The organism is Synergistaceae bacterium (genome assembly GCA_021372895.1).
Lineage (GTDB): Bacteria > Synergistota > Synergistia > Synergistales > Synergistaceae > JAJFTP01.
This window is the reverse complement of sequence record JAJFTP010000026.1, coordinates 1-20,426: the sequence shown is the minus strand read 5'-3', so window position 1 is coordinate 20,426 and position 20,426 is coordinate 1. Positions and strand designations below refer to the sequence as shown.

The following is a 20,426-nucleotide window of genomic DNA, read 5'->3' as shown; positions in this document are numbered from 1 at the left end:
TGCACTCACCTCACTGATTATCAACAATACATTTTAATATGGCTCTTTTTACCATCTCACCGACCTGGTCGAGACGATATTCCATGCTTGCCCTTACATCACTGATAGGACTGACCGTATCCATAGCAATACGGGCAACTTTATCCAACAAATCAGCATCGGGTTTTTTGACACCATTAAGCATTGCCTCTGCCTTTGTAATCCGCAACACCCTTGGCGCCACAGCACCACAGGCGATGTGGTACTGGGGATTGCCCGGCATATCGGTTATTACACATGAAACGCCGACCTGAGCTAAATCAAGCGCGTTTCGGCGCCCTAACTTCAGATAGCAACCGCAAGATATACTTTTGGGAGTTGGCACAGTTATACTTGTGACTATTTCATCCTTATTTAGGATAGTCTTGCGCGGGCCGACAATAAAATCCGCAAGAGGGATATAAGATTCACCGCGAGAGCCAATGACGTGAACAGAGGCATCATGTGCAAGTAAAGCAGGAACCATATCGGCAGACGGCACAGCAGCGCAGACATTGCCGACCACAGTAGCTTTGTTTCTGATAATCTGATCCGAATGCGAGCGGCATGCATCTTTAATAGCAGGAAAGAACTCGGATACTGAAGGGAAATTTGCAACGGCATTTACAGAAGCGAGGGCACCTATACGTAACCCCGTTTCGGGACGATATTCAAGTATTGATAAGGATGGAATATTACATAAATCAACCACTCTTTGAGGATGCACCAGGTATTTATTCATCCAAGGGATTAAATCTGTTCCACCTGCTTTAACCATAACCGACTCGTTGATATTTTCATTGAGCATGGAAATGACTTCTTCTATCGTCGTCGGCAGTTCCAATATAAAAGGCAACATCTTCATTCATCTCCTCTGATTTGATAGAAAAATCAAATGTAAATATCCTGTCTAAAGAAAATTAACTTCACGTATTAGAGGAACCGCGCTTGCACCGGCATATTTATATTGCCATCACACGGGTTTAGCATCTCTGGCGCCACATCTTGCTTATTATTGAGAATGACCTGTCTTTTATTTGTGATCTTTGCCTCTATACTCCAAATAATCAAAGCAGAAAAATACACAAATACACCCAAGAAATCCGACACCTGGCATTCAGTCACACTTCACACCGATAGATTCATATTGGTATCGACATCCTTTTGAATGTGAGTAAACGCCGGTCCAGCAAAAATAAATTGTTCCTTGTCTATCATCCTTCCTCGTATAAAAACTATTTGTACCAGTGGTATATATCAACACACAACAAATCTCATAAAAAACCCAATGCCTGCCCGTATGCTTTTGCCAAGTGCAATATTACTATTGCCAAAGCTATAACCTATATCTTTGCATATTACATTATCCTAGAATGATAAAAGTTGCTATGGCAACAGTTAACATAAATATCCATTTTTGCACACCTACACTAACATGATTAACATGCTAAATTTTTTCTGTTTGCTCTGATGAAATATTAATTTCAAATGAACTTGCAGCAGGGGAAAATGATGAACAACTAAAATAAGCAATTATTCAAATTGCGCACATAAAATAATATTTATCGAAAATACCAGCAATTAGACGTATCTATTGATAAGATAGACCTCCACCGATAGAAAATATGGATGACATGGATTAATGTTCTGAATTTAATGCTGCGCTTCAGAGACACCTAGTTCATAGAAGAAGATCCGGAGGTAGACAGAAGATTAATATCGTTCCGTTTTCGCGATTTTTCAATGTAATATCCAAGAGTCAACCCCAGTTGGTGGTGTGGCATGTCTAAATTCAAACCAAGAAGTTGCTGTAATTCCTCAATATAATTACGCACAGTGTTATAGTGCAGATGCAGCCATTCGGAGCAGAGACGGGCGTTAAAATCTGCCTCAATCAGTGCGACAGCAAGTTCTTTCATCGATACACTTTTTTTCTTCTGTGAACTGTTAATAATAGGCTCCCAGTAACGCTTCCATACGCCAGTTGCTTCAGGAAGTCGAATCAGGCTGTCCAGCAGCGCATAAAGGGATAGTTCGTCATATCGATACACCCCGGCTTGGAGCGAGAAGTTACGCGCCCAGTTCAGAGTCTGTCTCGCCTCTCTGTAAGATCTTCCAATACCCAGCGGTGACTTAATCAACCCACCAAAAGCAACAACGCAGGCCACATTTTTTGCAAGGTTCTCATATTCAGCATATGAATCTGATTCCATATCTGTAAAAGGAACCAATCCTACCCAAATATTGCCAAGTTTATAACTCAATGGCGTGTAAGCTTCCTGCCACTGCAGAGAAGAGCTTTCCTCTATAGGACTTATCATTACAATTCTCGACATCTCGGGGATCTTGACCCCAATATCCTTTAGGTTCGCATTTATCATATCCAGATCACTGTAGACATCAAGACAGAGTCCTTCAAAAAAGCGCTCCCTCTTTGCCAGCTGTTTTGAATACTGTACCGCTATTTCAAGTGCTTCTGTACGCAGCATTGTCATGGCGCGCAGGACCAGTCTTTCCTGACGGGCTGAAGGTACCTGTTCTCCTTGAGCCAGCCGCATCCGCATCGTTATCGGAGTATCAGAGGTAATCGTGTATACAGCGTTCCAGACAGGCGGATCTGCATTGCGGAGCTCAAGATGTCCGATTATCTGCCCGTGCAGAGGAAGAGCCTTTTCCTCTAATACCGAAACCTTCGGGAAAAAGTTGCTCATTTCAGCATCTTCGACCTTGCCGTTTGGGGCAAAACAGTGATTCAGATTCAACTGTTCCGAATAAATGAATAGCGGCCGCTGCAACTGCTGGGCAAATCCTGACAGAAGCTCATTAATATCAAAACCTTCTCCCCAGAAATTACCGGTAGTATCTGAACTAGCGTTCTGCACATGCTGTTTTTCAAGCACCAAATAGTTGTGAACTATTTCGATGACATCAGTCCAGCGGTAATTCAGCGGTATTCGGAAAAGAGGCAGCTCCAGTTCATCCGCTACCTCCATAAGGTTGGACGGAAGCTGATGAAGATATCTGTCGAGTTTTATACCCACAGCTGCCGTCCCCTTTTCATTCGCACGCCTGAGAAATGGGATGAAATCATCCGGAGCATCTCTGAATATGTACCCGCTCCCTATTAGAAACTCTCCGCCACGCATCCAGCGATCGACGTCAGGGGCATCAATCACAGAGACTGCCGTAATTTCACGGTTCAGTCCGGAACTGCCGGCCATAAATTCAAAATCAGGGAAGAGACGGTGTTTCAAAAGATCCCCAGTAATCATTTAAATCACTCCCGTGCAATTAAACCTTGTGAGGTATTTCCAGACGTGTATTGAATATAACAGATCAGTGTTTCTACATTGGTCATTTATTTTTTGGTAATGTCAACTCCACTTCGGATAACATAAGCCGGGGCTTCGTGCTCCCAGATAGCGTGATATATATCCTTAGCGTTCAGTATTACAAGATCAGCATTGCCGCCCTCTTCAAGAATATGACCTTTAATGCCAAGCACACATGCCGCTTTCGTCGTGATCATGTCATAAATAGACTCCATACCCTCAAAAGTCGTCATCCACAGAAGGTGTACGGCAAGAAAAGCGACTTCCAGCATGTTATTGCGGCCAAATGGATAGTAGGCATCTGCTATATCATCCTGTCCAAGCGCAACGTTAATACCGGCGTTATAGAGGTCACTGACGCGCGCATGAAGCGGCCCTGTCTGAGGGTCGCTGACAAGCCCTATTTTCGCCTTTTTAAGCAGAGCCACCAGTTTGCGGAAGTAGTTCTCCGGATAAAGAGCAATCGCCCTGCAGTGCTGTGCCGTTACCCTTCCCTGCCAGCCCATTTCAAGCGTCTTAGCTATCATCATCTCAAGAGTCCTCTCTCCGGGGTCACCAACGTCATCAAGAAGCATCGATACATCCTTGTTATATTCTTTTGCAAGAGCGAACATCCTGTTGATGTGCTCCCTCTCATCCTCCGGAGTGTATTCAATCCACGGAATGCCTCCGACAACATCCGCCCCAAGTTCAAGTGCCTGCCTGATATAATGTTCTGCACCGGAATCACGTACAACCCCATCCTGTGGAAATGCAACTACCTGAAGATCAACCTTGCCTTTGTATTCTTCCCTTGCCTTGATAAGGGCCCTTACTCCTTCAAGTTTTGCCTTAGGGTCAACATCGGCAAACGCCCTGATATGAGTGTTGCCGTATTTAATCGCCAAGTCACATGCTTTGCGCACGTTCTGAATGATCCATTTCTCATCGTAGTTATCCTTAACCCGTGCTGCCTGCTCTATAGCGGTCATAGCACCACCCATACCTCCGCCGTGATAACTCCCAAGCGCATCCTGACCGACCATTTCCAGCGTATAAACTTTGCAAAGATGGAGGTGTCCGTTTACAAATGACTCTGTAACCAGGCGTCCCTCGGCATCAATAACCTTTGCCGCATTGCATGGATCGGAGCCTGCTGCAATCTTTGCAATTTTGCCGTTCTCTATACTGATTGTAAATAACTCATTCCCTCTTTTTCTAAGTCTTGCATTTTTGATAATCATATCCATTGCCATACTGATCACCCTTTTTCTAGTATACGTTAATTATTTACTATTCCTTGTTCTGTATTTTCTTCATTTTCTTCTGTGCCAGAAGCGCTGCGTTCCAAATCGTTTCATAACCGGTACAGCGGCAGAGATGTTTGTTCAACGCTTCTTTAAGTATCTCTTCAGACACATTCTGGTCTTTTGTTAAAATCGCGTAAAGCCGCATAACAAGTCCTGGTGTACAAAAACCGCACTGTATTGCGTTTGCTTCAATAAAAGCTTCTTGAATAGGATGCAGTTTACCTTCTTTTGCAAGACCTTCGATTGTGATAATTTCTGCTCCATTAACTTTTTGTGCAGGCGTTATACAGCTCATTACTGCTTCACCATTCATGACAACTGTACATGAGCCACATTGTCCCGCACCACAGCCTACTTTTGTTCCCATAAGCCCCAGTGAATCACGTAGAACATCGGAAAGCATTATTCTGCCCTCTTCCAGCAACACTGTTCGAGGTATACCGTTTACTACCATTTCAATGATATTCAAGCTCTTATACCTCCTGTCCTATAGTCCCTTTTTACAGAGGTGCATTAATTTATTATTCATTAGGGTGATATTGCTTCCTGAGATCACCTGCAGCCGGATAGCGACCGCTGAACGGGGCAGGTACTCTTTCCTTCTATGACTCTTTAACGAAGATAATCATTTTCCGGAAATTGCTTTCAATATTATGTCCGGTGTCAGAGGAATACGTGTAAACTCAACACCTGTTGCATCTGCAACAGCGTTAAGGACAACAGGTGCCACTATAACGATGGGATGTTCAGCTACAGGTTTTGCGCTCCAGGGACCAACCTTGTTAGGTGTCTCAAGGATAAACATTGACTGCTTTTTAGGTATGTCTTTAAGCCTCGGGATATGATAGCCGGAGAAATTCGTATTACGGACAACACCGTCTTTAAACAATATCTCTTCCATCAGCGCCCCGCCAAGCCCCTGCACAACACCTCCGGATATCTGTCCCTGAACAAGCATTGGGTTTATTGCCTTGCCAATGTCAAACGCAGAAGCAAAGTGTAATATCTCGACCTTACCTGTCGTCTTTTCAATGCGAAGACTGCACGCCTGCGCACCGAATGTCCAGCTGCTGGCAACGTTACCCATGCCGGTATCAGGATCAGGATCTTCGATATCTGCAACACGGTACCATCCTGTTGCCTGAAGAGGTTCACCTATTGTATTGCCTGTCTTCGTCATATAACCTCTTGCAAGCTGACCAAGCGATAAAGTATCACCTGTATTTTTATGTGTATAGAACCCATTGGCATAACTGACCAGCTCAGACTCACAGTGCCAGACGAGGCAAGCATTTCTCTTTCCCAGATCAAGCAGCCGGGATGCGGCACTCTGAATAGCTCGTCCGCCTCGATACGTCTGTAGAGAAGCAACTGTCATCCATTCCCAAGGGTTGTGCTGCGTATCGACGGAATTATTTACGTGGACCTTTTCTATCGGTATCTGCAATACTTCAGCTGCCATCTGTGCAAATACCGTGTAGACACCTTGTCCCATTTCGATACCGGCAAGGTTGACAAATGCGCAGCCATCGTTGTTTATATGTATAGCACAAGTTGATCCAGCATTAGCAGCATGCTTGGGAGACTTGAACATAGCTGCAAAACCTTTGCCATAATAATATTTCTCATCTTCCTTTGGAAGTTCATCTTTATAAACAGCATTACGCACCACATCGAGGCAGCCCGGCAAATCCCCCATATCCTCTTTCATAACCTGCCCTACCGAGTTGATTCGCCCCGGAGCAAGGAAGTTTTTCCTCATAAGCTCCTCTTGAGGGATGCCCAGTTTTTTAGCAAGCATATAAAGCAGCCTGCCAGACATAAACTCCCCCTCAGGATGCCCATAACCGCGAAACGCGCCTACTGGCGGCGAATTCGTATAGACTCCATATGAGTCAACATGACAATTTGGAATCTCATATGGACCGGTGCAATTATGTCCACCGACTGTGAAAATAAAAAAGCCGGTATCCGCATAGGCACCTGATGCGAAATACATTTTGGCCTCCAGTGCCGTCAATGTACCATCTTTTTTGGCGCCTATCTTCATCCAGCCCTTCATACCGCGTCCGAGCAATGAACTAGTAAAAACTTCCTGTCTTGTAAGAATAAGTTTTACAGCATACCCCGGCACAAAGCTTGCCGCCCATGCAACAAGAGGTTCCATGCAAACATCAGATTTTCCTCCAAACCCTCCGCCGAGGTATGGTGAGTGAATCCGGATACGACTCGTTTCCATCTTGAACATCCCACCGAGAACGTCCCTTAATATAAATGGACCCTGTTGTGATGCCCACATTTCTATTGACTGTCCGTCCGCACCAAAACGGCATATCGCGCCGTGAGGTTCTAATGCGGCGTGGCTGCTGAGAGGAAATTCGAACTCGGATTCGACCGTCACATCGGCCTCCGCAAACCCTTTTGCCGAATCGCCCTTGCGCAGTTTATAATGATGAAAAATATTTGTATTTGGAACAGGGAACGCACTTGATTCCAGATACCAGTATTTCTTAATATCTTCATGCACAAGGGGGGCATCAGGTTCCATTGCCTTGATTGGATCTAGTACATAGGGCAGCGGTTCATATTCAACTTTAATCTTCGGCAGAGCAGCCTGTGCCTGCTGCGCCGTCTTCGCAATCACAACTGCAACCGGCTCTCCTGCGTGACGGACCTTATCTACAGCCACAGGTGGCTGGTCGATAAAACATGCTCCAAAAAGCATAGGACGATCTTTACCCACAGCAACCTTGACTACACCGGGCATTGCTTCCGCTTCTGATGTGTCTATGCTCAAAATCCGCGCATGAGGTATTCCTGCCCTTAGAGACTTAGCATGGAGCATATTGGGAAAGGTCAGATCAGCAACGAAAATAGGCTCTCCTGTAACCTTAGCAACAGCATCTACCCGATTGATGTTTTTCCCGATATAATTCAAATTTCTTACCTCCCTTGTTCTCTAGTTTCTTAAAATATTAAAGTTAACCGCCCTTTTCCTCTCTGCGATAAGGTTTCAAAAGACCAGCAGGCGCTCCTTCCTTGCTTGAAGAACCGATAATCAGGGCAATTATCGTAACAAGGTATGGTATCACCAAGAAGAGATGAAACGGGATATCAACTCCCATCCCCTGTATCCTCAGCTGAAAAGCATCAAGGAATCCAAACATAAGAGAACCCAGAGTACCCCCGATAGGATCCCAGCGGCCAAATATAACCATAGCAATGGCAACCCATCCGCGTCCCCCTATAATATCGATCAAAAACATATTGTTATGCGCAAGAGTAAGAAAGGCCCCTCCAACACCCATCAATACTCCTCCTATTGCAAGACAAATTGTGCGCGTGAGATTAACATTAATGCCCACGGTGTCAGCTGCAAAAGGATTTTCACCTACTGTGCGGATAGCAAGCCCCCATTTTGTCTTATAAAGCAATATCCAGATAACAAGGACAACCGACCATGCAATATAGACGAGTGCATATTGATTGAAGAATACCTCCCCTAATATAGGAATCTCACTAAGTACTGGAATAGCTATTTTAGTAAATGGGATAATTGTCGGCGGAGCAGTTGGAGATCCCACAACAAGCCTGTAAATAAACATAGCAAGACCGGTTGATAAAAGGGTAATACCCAATCCTGAGACATGTTGCGAAAGCCCCAGGTATACAGCAAGAACCGCCATAAATATTCCTAAAATGAGTCCTACCGCCGCGGCTGCAAATACACCCATCCAAAGAGATCCTGTTTGTAGCGTGGTCAGAAAACCCGTAACAGCGCCCATTAGCATGATACCTTCGATCCCAAGGTTAATAACACCAGAGCGTTCAACAAGGATTTCTCCCATTGTGGCGAAGATAATCGGAGCAGCAAGGAGAACTGTGGCCGATAAGAGCCCCGTTATGAAGGAAACAGTCATCATTTCCTGAAACATTAGTCTCTCACCACCTTGATCCGATATTCAGTCAGCAGAAGTGCAACTAACATGACTATCAACGCCATTCCTTGAATGACCTCCGCAATATAGACAGGGACTCCCGTCATACGGCTCATCGACTGCGCTCCGACGATGATTATGCTGAAAAAGAACGCAGAAAGAGCTACCCCTACAGGATGCAGCCGTCCCAACATAGCTATTGATATCCCCGAGTAGCCGTAGCCCGGAGAAATATCCATCAGAAGATGAAAGTGGATAGCACAGAGTTCAGTTACGCCAGCCAACCCAGCAAGCCCTCCTGATATAAGCGCCGTAAGGAAAATGACCTTCGTGTTATTGATACCACCAAAATAAGATGCCGTAGGGTTAACGCCAACTGCTTTGATCTCATAACCTAAGACAGTTTTGGCGTTTATAAACCAGATAACAAAAACCATAGCTACTGCGAGCAATACGCCCAAATGGAAACGGGAACGCACAAGAAGTATCGGAAGATGAGCAGCATCTATGATACCTGCCGATTTTGGCCAGCTTGAACCAACCTGCTGCATGGGACCGAATAGCAGAAAACCCATAAAATGAAACATTACATAATTCAAGAGCAAAGTTGTAACAACGTCATCAATTTTGAGCCTCATTTTAAGGAACGCAGCCAAAAATGCCCAGGCTCCACCCGCAATAAAACCTGCAATCAGTATTATCGGAATAAGTACTGCAGCAGAAGTCCCTTCCGGTGCGTTGATGCCTATGACTGCGGCGACAATTGCCCCTGCCATTAGCTGTCCCTCAGCCCCTATATTCCAAAACTTGGCACGGAAAGCAAAGGCAACGGCTAAACCTGTTAAAATGAGCGGGCATGCCTTGACAAAGGTTTCAAGGATATTGTACCTAGTCCCAAGCGCTCCCTTAAACAACGTTATATATGAAAGCTTCAAATCTCCTCCAGCAACTAATATTGGAATAGCTGCAAGGATTAACGTTACAATTATTGCTGCAACAGGAACCATGAGTTGAAGCCAGCGCTGCAGCGGATGGCGTTTTGTGAGAATCAAGCGCATTCTTCTTTCACCCCGCTCATCCAAAGACCTATTTTATCTCTCTTAGCTTCTTTGCCTGAAACAATCCCCATAAAGGATCCGTTGTAAATGACGGCAATCCTGTCGCCTAAGGCAAATACCTCATCAAGGTCCTCTGAGATAACAAGCACCGCAGCACCTGAATCCCTGACCTCTCTTAGCCTGTTGTGGATATATTCTATTGCGCCTACATCGAGGCCTCTTGTAGGCTGTGCTGCCACAACCATATCGGGCGATGAAGATATCTCCCTTGCAAGGATAAGTTTCTGCAGATTACCTCCAGATAAGCTCTGCGCCTGAATTTTACGACTTGGCGTCTTGATGCCGAACTCTTGAATGACTCTGTCACAATATTCACCTATAGCTTTATAATTTAGGAGCAGGAGCTTGCCTGAGCAGTATTGTCTATGATTTTCAAGAATCAGGTTGTCTTCTATGGAAAGCTCCAAGAGAAGCCCTGTATCCATACGATCTTCAGGGACTCTTGCCATACAAGCAACTACGCGGCTGTAGGGATTGCCCGGAGGCAATATTTCCCTATTCATGATGACTTCTCCCGATGTCGGAGCTTTTACTCCAAAAAGGACTTCGGCAAGCTCGCGCTGTCCATTACCGGAAACTCCTGCAATACACAGGATTTCTCCGCTGCGCACATCAAAGGAAAGATTGTTAATGGCACAGATACCCTTGTCATTGTAAGCAGTCAAATTTTTTACTTCAAGGACCGTTTCTCCCAAAAATGAATTTTCTGAGGGACTATTTTTCTGCTCTTCAACTTCCCTGCCTACCATGAGTGATGCCATTTCACAAATATCAGTCTGATAGATTTTCCTTTCGGCCATTACACATCCGTGACGAAGAACAAGGACTCTGTCACATATCTCAGTGACCTCATAAAGCTTATGAGATATAAATACTATTGAGCAGCCATCCGCAGCTAAAGTATGCAGAGTTGCAAACAGTTCCTTGGTTTCAGGAGGAGAAAGAACTGCTGTCGGTTCATCCAGTATTAAAATTCGCGCATTTCTGTAAAGAGCCTTCAGTATCTCAACCTTTTGCTTGCCACCCACTGGCAATGACCATACTTTTGCGTCCACGTCCACATAAAGACCAAAACGCTCCTGTAACGTCAGTACTCTCTTCCTTGCATCCGCAAGATCAAGAAAAAAATTTTCATTTACGCTTCCAACAATTATGTTTTCAAGGACAGTCTGTGTCGGTACCAGCGTAAAATGCTGATGAACCATACCTATGCCTTTTTGGATAGCATCCAGCGGTGACTTGAAATGGCATTTTACACCATCAACATATATTTCTCCTGCATCTGCGCTGTAATAACCAAAGAGGACATTCATCAATGTAGTCTTACCTGCTCCGTTTTAACCCAAAAGACCACATATTTCCCCGGGGTAAAGGAATAAATTAACATTTTCATTTGCTACAACATCCAAAAAAATCTTTTTGATGTTGCGCATTTCCACAACTGGTATGTGTTGAGTCACAGCCATTACCACCTTCCTGAATATTGCTGCGACGAAAGAGGTTTTTCCTCTTTTTAAGTATCCGGGTGAGCAGTGTACAATGAACGATACCCACCCGGATAAAACATTAAAAATTAGTCGCTTTTAAGAACTGTTTCAATAACGGGCACAGTGAACTTCCCAGATTTAATTGCCGCTTCCTTCTGGCGAACTTCTTTGATGACTGCGGCAGGAAGTTTTTTTTCGAACCCATGTAACGGCGCTAAAAATGCACCCCCCTTTGCCATCATCGAATATTCTCTTAGGTCGCGCTCCTTCCATTTACCAGCTGCTACCTGCTCGACACAGTACTGCACAATAGGTGCAACATTCCATACCGGTCCAGTCACGACAACGCTCGGTTCAAGCGCATGCTGGTCCGACATGTTTCCAAATACAAGTACCTTCTTTTCCTTAGCCGCCTCAAATACGCCAAAACGCTCTGCAAAAATAAGGTCAACCCCTGATTCTATCTGAGCCATCGCAGCTTCCTTGGCCTTCGCAGGATCAAACCAACTCCCTATATAAACAATCCTTACTTTGACCTTAGGGTTGACGGAAAGAGCTCCCTGTTTAAATGCATTAACAAGACGATTTACCTCTGCTATCGGCATTGCAGCCACTATTCCCAACATATTTGTCTTTGTCATACGACCGGCAATCATACCACACAGATAGGACGGCTCATGAATCCAGTTGTCAAAGACAGCGTAATTAGGAGCCTGAGGTTTGAATTCTGAACCAAAAGCAAAAGCGACCTTTGGATAATCCTTTGCAACTCGTCTTGTAGGCTCTTCTCCCGCAAGGAATGCATCGCCTATGATAAGGTCAAACCCACGTTCACAGTATTCTCTCAAGACACGCTCGATATCTGAAGCTCCTGTCTTTTCAGCAAATTCATAAGTAAACCCAAGCTCTTTCTGTTTCTGAATAAGTGCAAGGTGAATCGCACCATCCCAAGGTTCTTCAATTGCCGTCTGGAAGAAACCGGCAACCTTAAGGTCTTTTATCGCCTTAGCTTCCGACATCGTGCCAAAAGACAGAACAAACGCAACTAAAAATACTGTCAGCAATACCTTTTTCACAAATATCCCTCCCTCTCTGAGTCGCAGAATCTTTTCTGTAAGGCTGTAATCATAAGAGCACAACTCTACTGCGATCTTCTTCCTGCAAGACTGTGATCAATATCACCCCCCAGAATTTTCTGATGTTATTCCAACAGGCAAAGTGCCTATTTATGAAAATGTGGAGGACAAGCGCCCTCCACATTGCGTGATTACTTATTCTTCTCCGAAAGCAACGATACGTGAGATGCAAGATTCGCCGCCGACCCAGCGCCATGGGAAGCATCCAATCGTGACACGCTTGCCAAGAATCTGATCAATGTCTCCGCCGAGGCACTCGGCGTGGATGATCCTGCGCGGGAAGAGCTCAATGTGCATAAGCTGATAATCTTCCGCCGGGAAGAAATCATCAAGTCCCTTTCCGTATTTACCCTTCAGGAATTTATCGCAGTCACTCGCCTGTTTTGGCATCCATTCGCGGATTTTGGTGTTCATGGGGTGGTCTGCCGAACCGCAGTCAACACCAAGCCATTTGAGCTCCATTTCTTCGCACCATTTCGCGAATTCCATAGTCGGTCCTGGATGTTTTACCATGTAGCGGATCTCATCCGCTTCAGGCTGGTCATATCCGTACTTATGATAGCCGGTATTAATGATAAGGATGTCGCCCTTATGGACATCCGCACGCTCCATGATATCTTTGGATGTGTATATGCCATAGTCTTCTGCCATGTCTGAAAGGTCTACAACAACGCCTGGCCCTACCAGATAGTTCTTAAGCTCGAGGGAGGCAATGTCTCCGCCATGGGTGCAGAAATGAAGGGGTCCGTCAAGGTGCGTACCGACATGATTCGAATGTGTGACAAGTTGCCCATTTGCACCATTAGGCGCAAGGCGTTTGAAGAACTTCACCTGAAGCGGTTCGTATGTCGGCCACGCGGGAGTCTTGTCGCTCAGCGGTATCGTAAGGTCGTATATCTTAAGTTTGTCCCAGTTTTTCAGTTCCAGATTGCCTGCCATTGTAATTACCTCCTGTATTTTTTGTGATTTGTTTCAACTAATATGGACCGTAAACGGTCTATTGCCCACTAATTTACATCTAATCTTCGAAATACTTCTCAATAAATGATTCAGTTGCTTTTGTAAACGCTTCCAGCGGCATCCTCACGATACCGGCTCCAACCTGTCCCCTGCCGGCTTCCTTGCATGCGGCCCCTGTATCAAGAACCGGAGTGATACCGGTTTCAGCAACCTTCAAAATATCAATTCCCGTAGGAGTTCCACGGAAATTAAATGCAGGAATCGTATATATATTGTTTTCTCCAATGGTGATTTCGTACATCTCCATTGAATAGTTTGCTGCGTCCTGAGCAGTGCCGCCGACAAACTGGATAATCGCGGGCGCTGCTGCAAGAGCAAATCCACCCAGGCCGCTTGTCTCCATAACAGCACTGTCTCCGATATCGCGGTTGACATCATCCTTAGTAAAACCAGGGAAGAGAAGGACATCCGGCAAGGCCGCCTGGCATGTAAACCACTGATCGCCGAGCCCGGAGACTTTAATGCCAAATTCTGTCCCGTTACGTGCCATAGTTGTCACCATGCTCGAACCCTCGACCCCATGGGCTGCTTCAAGGTTGCATTTTCCTGCGGCCATGGCAAGGTTGAGGAAGAAGTGATCGTTCTTGTCGATGAATCTGATAACTTCCGGCAGCTGTTTTGTATCGGGAAGCGCCTCAATCATGGCGGGAATTATTGCACGAAGAAAGAGGGACGTCCCCGCTTTGTTCCTGTTGTGCAGTTCGTCGCCCATGTGCAGCGCCTGAGCTATTATAGATTTGATATCAAGTCCGCCGGTAGTCTTCGTAATTTGCTGTACTCCTGCCTTCAGGTTAGGATAAAGAACTTTTTCCATCCAGCGGAGCCTGTCAATAGTTTCCTGTGAAAATGAGCCCATGCGAAGAACCTGGCCGAGTCCTTCGTTCATGTTGACATAGGCCTTATTGCCGAAGGCCTTGTTTTCAATTACAAATACCGGCATTGACGGACTCGTTATACCTGCCATCGGACCGACAGCATGGTGATGATGGCATGGATCGAACGTTATTGCACCGCTCTCGGAGAGTTTTATTGCTTCCTCCGGACTCTTTGCCCAGCCCTCATAAATGCAAGCCCCCATGACTGCTCCGCGCATCGGTCCCGACATATCTTTCCATTGGATAGGAGGCCCGGCGTGCAGAAGGGTCTTCTCCGTCATACCTGGAATTACATCTTTCGCAGCTCCCATATCAACCAGAACAGGCTGGCCTTTCAAAAGAATATCAAGCGCTTTCTTGTTTGCTTCCTGAATATCGATCATATTTTCTGCTTACCTCCCTGTTGTAATTTTCTCAGTTTCTCCATTAAGGAAGAACTCATTGCCGATGGTTTCCAGTCCACATGGACGGACGGCACATTCTGCGCCTTTTGATCTTCGTGAAATGCTTCGATTCCAAAATTCACGACCTTTGGGCCGTCTTTTAAAATACGGAGTTCCATCGTAACACTACCTCCCCAACAGGAATGCGGCAAGGCGAGCCGCCTGTGCGTTGCTCTCGCAAACTGTCACTCCTGCATCCTCAAGTATTTTTCTCTGCTTCGCACCATCCTGAGGGTCCTGGTCAACACCGCAGATTGAAGCCACATAGGCGATGCGATCCCCTGTTGTTTTCCTTGCATTTTTGATTGCTTCGGCAAGAACCCCTGCCGGATCAGGGTTACATCCATAACCAAGCACGACGTCAAGCAGTATTACTTCAACTTCCGGATCAGCCGCTTCAACAAGCAGCCTGTCGCACCTCAATGTGAGATCCATCATAGGGTGCAGCCTTCCCTGGGTGAATTCGTCCTCCCCATAGTCGACTATGCTGTGTTCAAGAGGCTTAAGCGAGTTTTGAAGTTTTCTTTCCTTAGAGAACGGCGCATTGCTCCATGTGTCGATGCCATTCTTTGCAAGCACAAGCTGTGCCTCATAGCAGAGAGTGCCACCGGAATAAAGTCCTCTGATGTATCCCTTACGGCACCCTATCTTCTGCGCCAGTGCTTTCAGTTCTGATTCTTTCGCCTTTAACGAGGCTCTGGCTGCGTCTGCATCTTCACCTTTTACAAGGGCTGCGGCAACTGCTGCGGTCTCTTCAAGTTCGGAGCATATATATACAGGAGGCTGATCACCTTTGGCCTGACCGCCTATAAAACCAAAGACAGCTGGTTTACCGGATTTTTTCACAAGCTCCAGTATTTTGTCCTCAACTTCTTTTGCCGGCGGTTTACCTACTACCAGCAATGTTTTAATCTCATCGTCCTCAAGTAAGGCCTCAACTGCAGTCAGCGTCGTAATTCCACCGACTTCTGTTTTTACATCCCTTCCCCCTGTGCCGATACCGTGCAAAGTACCAACCCCACGCCTGGCAAGCTGAATATGTACTTCCTGCAGTCCGGTTCCAGCTGCAGCGACAATGCCAACCGGTCCGACCGGGCAGGCATTTGCAAAACCAAGAGCAATACCGCGGATAATGACTGTGCCGCAATCAGGCCCCATAACCAGCAGTCCTTTTTCCAATGCTGATTTTTTAAGTTCAATTTCTTTTTCAATCGGGACGTTATCTGAGAACAGCATGACATTCAGCCCTTTATTGATACAATCCTGGGCTAAATCCCCCGCATATCGGCCTGCAACAGAGATAACCGCAATATTAGAATCTTTCTGGATCGCAAGCGCGCCATCCAGACTCTTAGGATAATAATCTCCAACTGATACTGCTTTTTTCCAAGGAGGACTTGCAATATACTCTTTTGCAGTCTTAAGCGCGTTTTCAAGAACTGAAGCATCGTCTCCGATGACCCCGATAATCAAGTCATTAGGCGTAGCGTCAGCGCCGGTAACATCAAAACCGCCTGTCGCAAGGATGTTGTAATTCGCTTCTGTCCCCATGACAAGAGAGGAAGAAGTGATCCCATCAAGCTTGTTTAGCTCTTTCGCGACAAGCATTAATGTTACACTGTCATAGTAGGAGCTTCTGATAATTTCTAAACGCTGCACAAGCGTCACCTCCGTAAATAAATTTAGGGTGCTGGACTATCCCCTTTTACTGTGTACTGTTGCAAATTTCTTCTACTCCGAAAGCAAACCCGGCAAGCCATGCACGTCCCGATGAATGCCCCCATCTTATGAGCCCGTTTAACGCACTTATAACCTTTTGCGGGTCATCTGTGGGAAGAGCCTCAAGCAGGCTCTTCCCTCTTCTCCATAACTTACGCAACAGCAGATCTTCATAGAAACTCTCTGAAAGTTTTACTGTAGAACCAGGACGGTAGCCATTTCTAAAATCCCTTACCACTGAATCCTCTACCATAAAACGTCTGATATGAGCCGTCAGACGTCCATGCAGAAAATCATCTCCTGCCGGAGTAGAACCAGGACCAAGACCTACCAGGCGTCTCCAGTGCACCCCATCCCAAATTTCAGCCAGAACCCTCAGTTCTTCGTCTTGAAGAAAACGCTGCCACTCAAAAATAAGAGGTTTCCATTTCTCCAGAATACTGCCTGTTGAAAAAAACGGGTCATAACAGACAGCAGCCTCATCTGTGATAATATCTGCCTCTTCTCCTTCCATAACATCAGGAAGAGACTCAGCTAAAGCAGTACGAGCCGAAAAATCCTCCCGTTCCGTTATCAATGTACAACGCAGACCATCCATATTCTCAACATTAATAGTCCTGCGATAGACCGAAACTATCCGGTATGTTCTGCATTCTATGTCCCAATCTGTACTTACAGATAACGGCCGGATTTCTGTCTTCGACATCCGTCTTTAAATTACACCCTCATCTCTCAAAATTTCGAGATCCTTCTTATCCAGCCCTACCCAGCCGCAATATATCTCTTCATTGTGCTGTCCCAGTATTGGGGCAGGGCATGAGATACTTGCCGGAGTCTCCGAAAACTTAATAGGCACACCCGGCATCTTAAGCGATCCGGTAAGTGGATTGTTAACTTCAACTATCATTTCGCGGGCCGCTATCTGCGGGTCGTTCACTACCTGTTCTATGTTGTTTATGGGACCGCACGGCACATCTGCCGCCATTAGTTCTTCCAGCCACTCTGCCGTTGTCTTTTTTGTCATGTGTTCGGTCAGCAGTTCTTTAAGCGCAGGCCAGTTGTATATTCTGTTGGCGTTGGTATCGAAACGGGGATCTTCTATGTACTGCTCCATTCCGATGACTTTGCACAGACGCGCCCATAATACATTGTTGCCGGCCGCTATATTTATAAAACCATCACTGGTACATATTGTGGCAAACGGACATATCGAAGGATGATCGTTGCCTATGGGCTCCGGGGATTGGCCGCTTGTAACGTACCGTGCAACGGCGTTTTCGAGAGTGGCAACGAGACAGTCAAGCATAGCAACATCGACCATCTGTCCCTTGCCTGTTTTATGACGGTTTTCAACCGCAGCCAAGATACCTACTACTGAAAATATGCCGGCAAGCAGGTCTGCCATGGAACTTCCCACCTTGACCGGGTGTTCCTTGTCAAAACCCGTGATACTCATAAGCCCGCCCATTCCCTGCACAATGAGGTCATATGCCGGGCGCGAACTGTAGGGACCATACTGGCCAAAACCGGAAGAGGCCGCATATATGAGCCTAGAGTTCAGTTCCCTGAGGACCTCATAATCAAGCCCAAGTTTTTTCATGGTTCCCGGCTTGTAATTTTCAAGTACGACATCCGCCTTTGCAGCTAGCTTCTTAAAAATTTCCTTGCCCTTTTCATGTTTAAGGTTGAGAGTCACTCCGCGTTTGCTACGGTTGAGGCTCATAAAATACGCGCTATGCCCGTTATGGAAGGGGGTAAATGCACGCGCATCATCCCCGCCGACAGGATTTTCTACTTTTATTACATCTGCCCCCATGTCGCCAAGCATCATTCCGGCAAACGGCCCGGCAAGCACGCGGGTCATATCGAGGACAATAATTCCTTCCAGTGGCTTATTTGTTTTTTTGTCTGTGCAGCTTTCGCCCATTGCCATTACCTCCTGTAAGGTATGCGTCTGGCAGGCTCAAATGCTGATTTGCCTTCCTGCAGAATGGTCCTGTAAACACCAACATTACGGTCTTCAATATGATCAAATTCCATCTTTGCAGAACTATTGGGATAGATTGTTTTGATAGGCTCGGGATCCAGGACCGCCCAGACATATTCCTCCGTACCTCTTGCCTGAGTTAATTTGACTCCTGTAGGGTTAACAATCATAGAACCGCCGAAACAATAATCACCGCTTGCATCATACCCTGCCACATTGGACGCCACCATATATACATGGTTGTCATAAGCCCTGGCCCTGTTGGTAAGCTCCCAATGGTCAAAGGTACGGAAGAATGCGGAAGGGCGCACAACGACTTCAGCCCCCATAAGGGCAGTGACCCTTACAAGTTCAGGGAAATCTCCGTCGTAACAAATTACGATGCCAATCTTCCCCAGCTCAGTCTGCACACAGAAAGGATCATTTCCAGGCGTAGTCCATCCTGTTCCGTTTGCAATACGCTCCGTCGGGAACGGGTGGGTTTTTTTATAAACCCCCATAAAACCCTCTTTAGGCCCAAGAATAGCTGCGCTGTTCCAGATAATCCCATCCGGCCCTTTTTCGTAAGACGGAAAGATTATATAGGTCCCATATTTCTTTGACCATTGGATTCCTACGTCCGTCAAAGCTCCGGGCATTGGTTGGATAATCTCCCACAAATGCTCTCTAGATCCAGCAGGAGTAAATCCGGTAGTAAAACTTTCTGGCAGAACTACCAATTCGGCGCCACATGCTTCAACACACTCTGCAATCATCGATTCAGCTTTTTTCATGTTTGCATCTATATCCATTGGGATCGGTGAAAACTGTAGCGCTGCCGCAGTAAATTGCTTCATTTGCCTATCCTCCTTCAAAAAATCCAAGCACCCTGTATTGGTGACATATATTAACAGAACACAAAAATTTCCCAAAAAATACATATTTATCAAAATGCTTTTACTTTGCATGATATTACTATTATCAAAGCAATATCACATATAACCGCGTATTATCCTATCTCAAAATAAAAAAAGTTACTATGTCAGCTGTTGACATAAATATACATTTTAGTGTGCTCCCATTAACATGATTAGCATACATAAGCGCTCCGGAGAACTCATGTCAATGAGGGCAGAGTAAAAGTCTGAACTTTCACTCTGCCATCATTGCTGGTTATTTTCAGCGACTTATTCTGGTGTTACGGAATGCCGCCGAAGCGGAGGCTACCCTTCGCGGTCATTCATACTTCAAAGCATCGATGGGGTTGAGGAGGGATGCCTTCCAGGCGGGGTAATAACCGAAACCTATGCCTACAAGCGCAGAGAAGACAACCGCCAGAAGGATAGAGGTCAATGTAAATATCGGCGGCGCAGAGGTGAGCGACGCAAGCATATAACCTGCAAAGACACCGAGTATTATTCCAAGTATTCCGCCTATCATCGACAGCACAACTGCCTCAATAAGGAACTGAAGGCGTATATCCTGTGTCTTCGCACCAACAGCCATTCTTATGCCTATTTCCCTCGTCCTCTCAGTTACTGAGACAAGCATGATGTTCATTATTCCTATGCCTCCAACGACTAACGATATGAACGCTATCGAACCAAGCAGCATAGACATTATTGTAGTCGTTTTGCGGCGTGCCTCCAGCATCTGGGAGATATTTCTGACGGCAAAATCATCCGCCTCTCCCGGCTTTATCTTGTGCAGTTCGCGCAGCAGCGACTCAGTCTCATTCTGTATATACGAAAGTGCGGACATAGAAGCGCCTTTGATGAATATATTGCCGATGCGCCCGGGGGTGCTGTACCTTACAAGCCTTCGCTGTGCCGACGTAAGCGGGACAAGAATGAAATCATCCTGGTCTTCGCCTGTGGAGGACTGCCCCTTTAAGGCAAAAACACCGACTACCGTAAACGGCACTTTCTTTATCCTGATCGATTTTCCAAGGGGGTTCTCCCCAGGGAACATTTTTTCAACTATTGTATTGCCTATAACCGCAACTTTTGTCGCCTGCCGCACATCGCTCTCGCTTATGTCCCTTCCGCTGTCTATCTCCCACTCCCTCACTTTGGAGAAAGAAGG

17 protein-coding genes are annotated in these 20,426 nt (G+C 46.0%); all 17 read right to left on the bottom strand.

What is annotated here, in order from left to right; genetic code table 11:
- Window positions 1–10 precede the first annotated feature (10 nt).
- A complete protein-coding gene (locus LLF78_02480; protein MCE5201367.1) occupies window positions 11–877 on the bottom strand; it encodes a xanthine dehydrogenase family protein subunit M in 867 nt (288 codons plus the stop codon).
- 817 nt (window positions 878–1,694) lie between these two features.
- Window positions 1,695–3,290: a PucR family transcriptional regulator ligand-binding domain-containing protein gene (locus tag LLF78_02475; protein MCE5201366.1), complete on the bottom strand. Its 1,596-nt coding sequence runs from the start codon at window positions 3,288–3,290 to the stop codon at window positions 1,695–1,697.
- 86 nt (window positions 3,291–3,376) lie between these two features.
- Window positions 3,377–4,585: an amidohydrolase family protein gene (locus LLF78_02470; protein ID MCE5201365.1), complete on the bottom strand. Its 1,209-nt coding sequence runs from the start codon at window positions 4,583–4,585 to the stop codon at window positions 3,377–3,379.
- A 37-nt stretch (window positions 4,586–4,622) separates the two neighbouring features.
- Window positions 4,623–5,108 carry a (2Fe-2S)-binding protein gene (locus LLF78_02465; GenBank protein ID MCE5201364.1) on the bottom strand — a complete coding sequence of 162 codons (486 nt, stop codon included), beginning with the start codon at window positions 5,106–5,108 and terminating at the stop codon, window positions 4,623–4,625.
- Between the two features lie 156 nt (window positions 5,109–5,264).
- A complete protein-coding gene (locus LLF78_02460) occupies window positions 5,265–7,577 on the bottom strand; it encodes a xanthine dehydrogenase family protein molybdopterin-binding subunit (protein ID MCE5201363.1) in 2,313 nt (770 codons plus the stop codon).
- A gap of 43 nt (window positions 7,578–7,620) precedes the next feature.
- The gene (locus LLF78_02455; protein MCE5201362.1) at window positions 7,621–8,574 is read right to left on the bottom strand and encodes an ABC transporter permease; all 954 of its coding nucleotides are present in this window, start codon (window positions 8,572–8,574) and stop codon (window positions 7,621–7,623) included.
- Window positions 8,574–9,635 (bottom strand): ABC transporter permease, encoded by a 1,062-nt coding sequence (locus tag LLF78_02450; protein ID MCE5201361.1) that lies wholly within the window; start codon window positions 9,633–9,635, stop codon window positions 8,574–8,576. The genes LLF78_02455 and LLF78_02450 overlap by 1 nt, the downstream gene beginning before the upstream one ends.
- The gene (locus LLF78_02445) at window positions 9,626–11,011 is read right to left on the bottom strand and encodes an ABC transporter ATP-binding protein (GenBank protein ID MCE5201360.1); all 1,386 of its coding nucleotides are present in this window, start codon (window positions 11,009–11,011) and stop codon (window positions 9,626–9,628) included. Before LLF78_02445 ends, LLF78_02450 begins: the two co-directional genes overlap by 10 nt.
- A gap of 257 nt (window positions 11,012–11,268) precedes the next feature.
- Window positions 11,269–12,258, bottom strand: a complete 990-nt coding sequence (locus LLF78_02440; GenBank protein MCE5201359.1) for a BMP family protein — start codon at window positions 12,256–12,258, stop codon at window positions 11,269–11,271.
- A gap of 195 nt (window positions 12,259–12,453) precedes the next feature.
- Window positions 12,454–13,257 (bottom strand): cyclase family protein, encoded by an 804-nt coding sequence (locus LLF78_02435; protein ID MCE5201358.1) that lies wholly within the window; start codon window positions 13,255–13,257, stop codon window positions 12,454–12,456.
- Between the two features lie 79 nt (window positions 13,258–13,336).
- Complete coding sequence (locus LLF78_02430; GenBank protein MCE5201357.1) at window positions 13,337–14,596, bottom strand: DUF1116 domain-containing protein; 1,260 nt, start codon at window positions 14,594–14,596, stop codon at window positions 13,337–13,339.
- Window positions 14,593–14,775: a hypothetical protein gene (locus tag LLF78_02425; protein ID MCE5201356.1), complete on the bottom strand. Its 183-nt coding sequence runs from the start codon at window positions 14,773–14,775 to the stop codon at window positions 14,593–14,595. The genes LLF78_02430 and LLF78_02425 overlap by 4 nt, the downstream gene beginning before the upstream one ends.
- Window positions 14,776–14,782: 7 nt before the next feature.
- Window positions 14,783–16,315, bottom strand: a complete 1,533-nt coding sequence (fdrA, locus tag LLF78_02420) for an acyl-CoA synthetase FdrA (protein MCE5201355.1) — start codon at window positions 16,313–16,315, stop codon at window positions 14,783–14,785.
- Between the two features lie 46 nt (window positions 16,316–16,361).
- On the bottom strand, window positions 16,362–17,081 hold the full coding sequence (locus tag LLF78_02415; protein ID MCE5201354.1) for a DUF2877 domain-containing protein: 720 nt from the start codon (window positions 17,079–17,081) through the stop codon (window positions 16,362–16,364).
- A 6-nt stretch (window positions 17,082–17,087) separates the two neighbouring features.
- On the bottom strand, window positions 17,088–18,302 hold the full coding sequence (locus LLF78_02410; GenBank protein MCE5201353.1) for a CoA transferase: 1,215 nt from the start codon (window positions 18,300–18,302) through the stop codon (window positions 17,088–17,090).
- A 5-nt stretch (window positions 18,303–18,307) separates the two neighbouring features.
- Complete coding sequence (locus LLF78_02405) at window positions 18,308–19,198, bottom strand: carbon-nitrogen hydrolase family protein (protein ID MCE5201352.1); 891 nt, start codon at window positions 19,196–19,198, stop codon at window positions 18,308–18,310.
- A gap of 379 nt (window positions 19,199–19,577) precedes the next feature.
- A partial coding sequence (locus tag LLF78_02400; GenBank protein ID MCE5201351.1) for an ABC transporter permease occupies window positions 19,578–20,426 on the bottom strand: 849 nt, incomplete at its 5' end.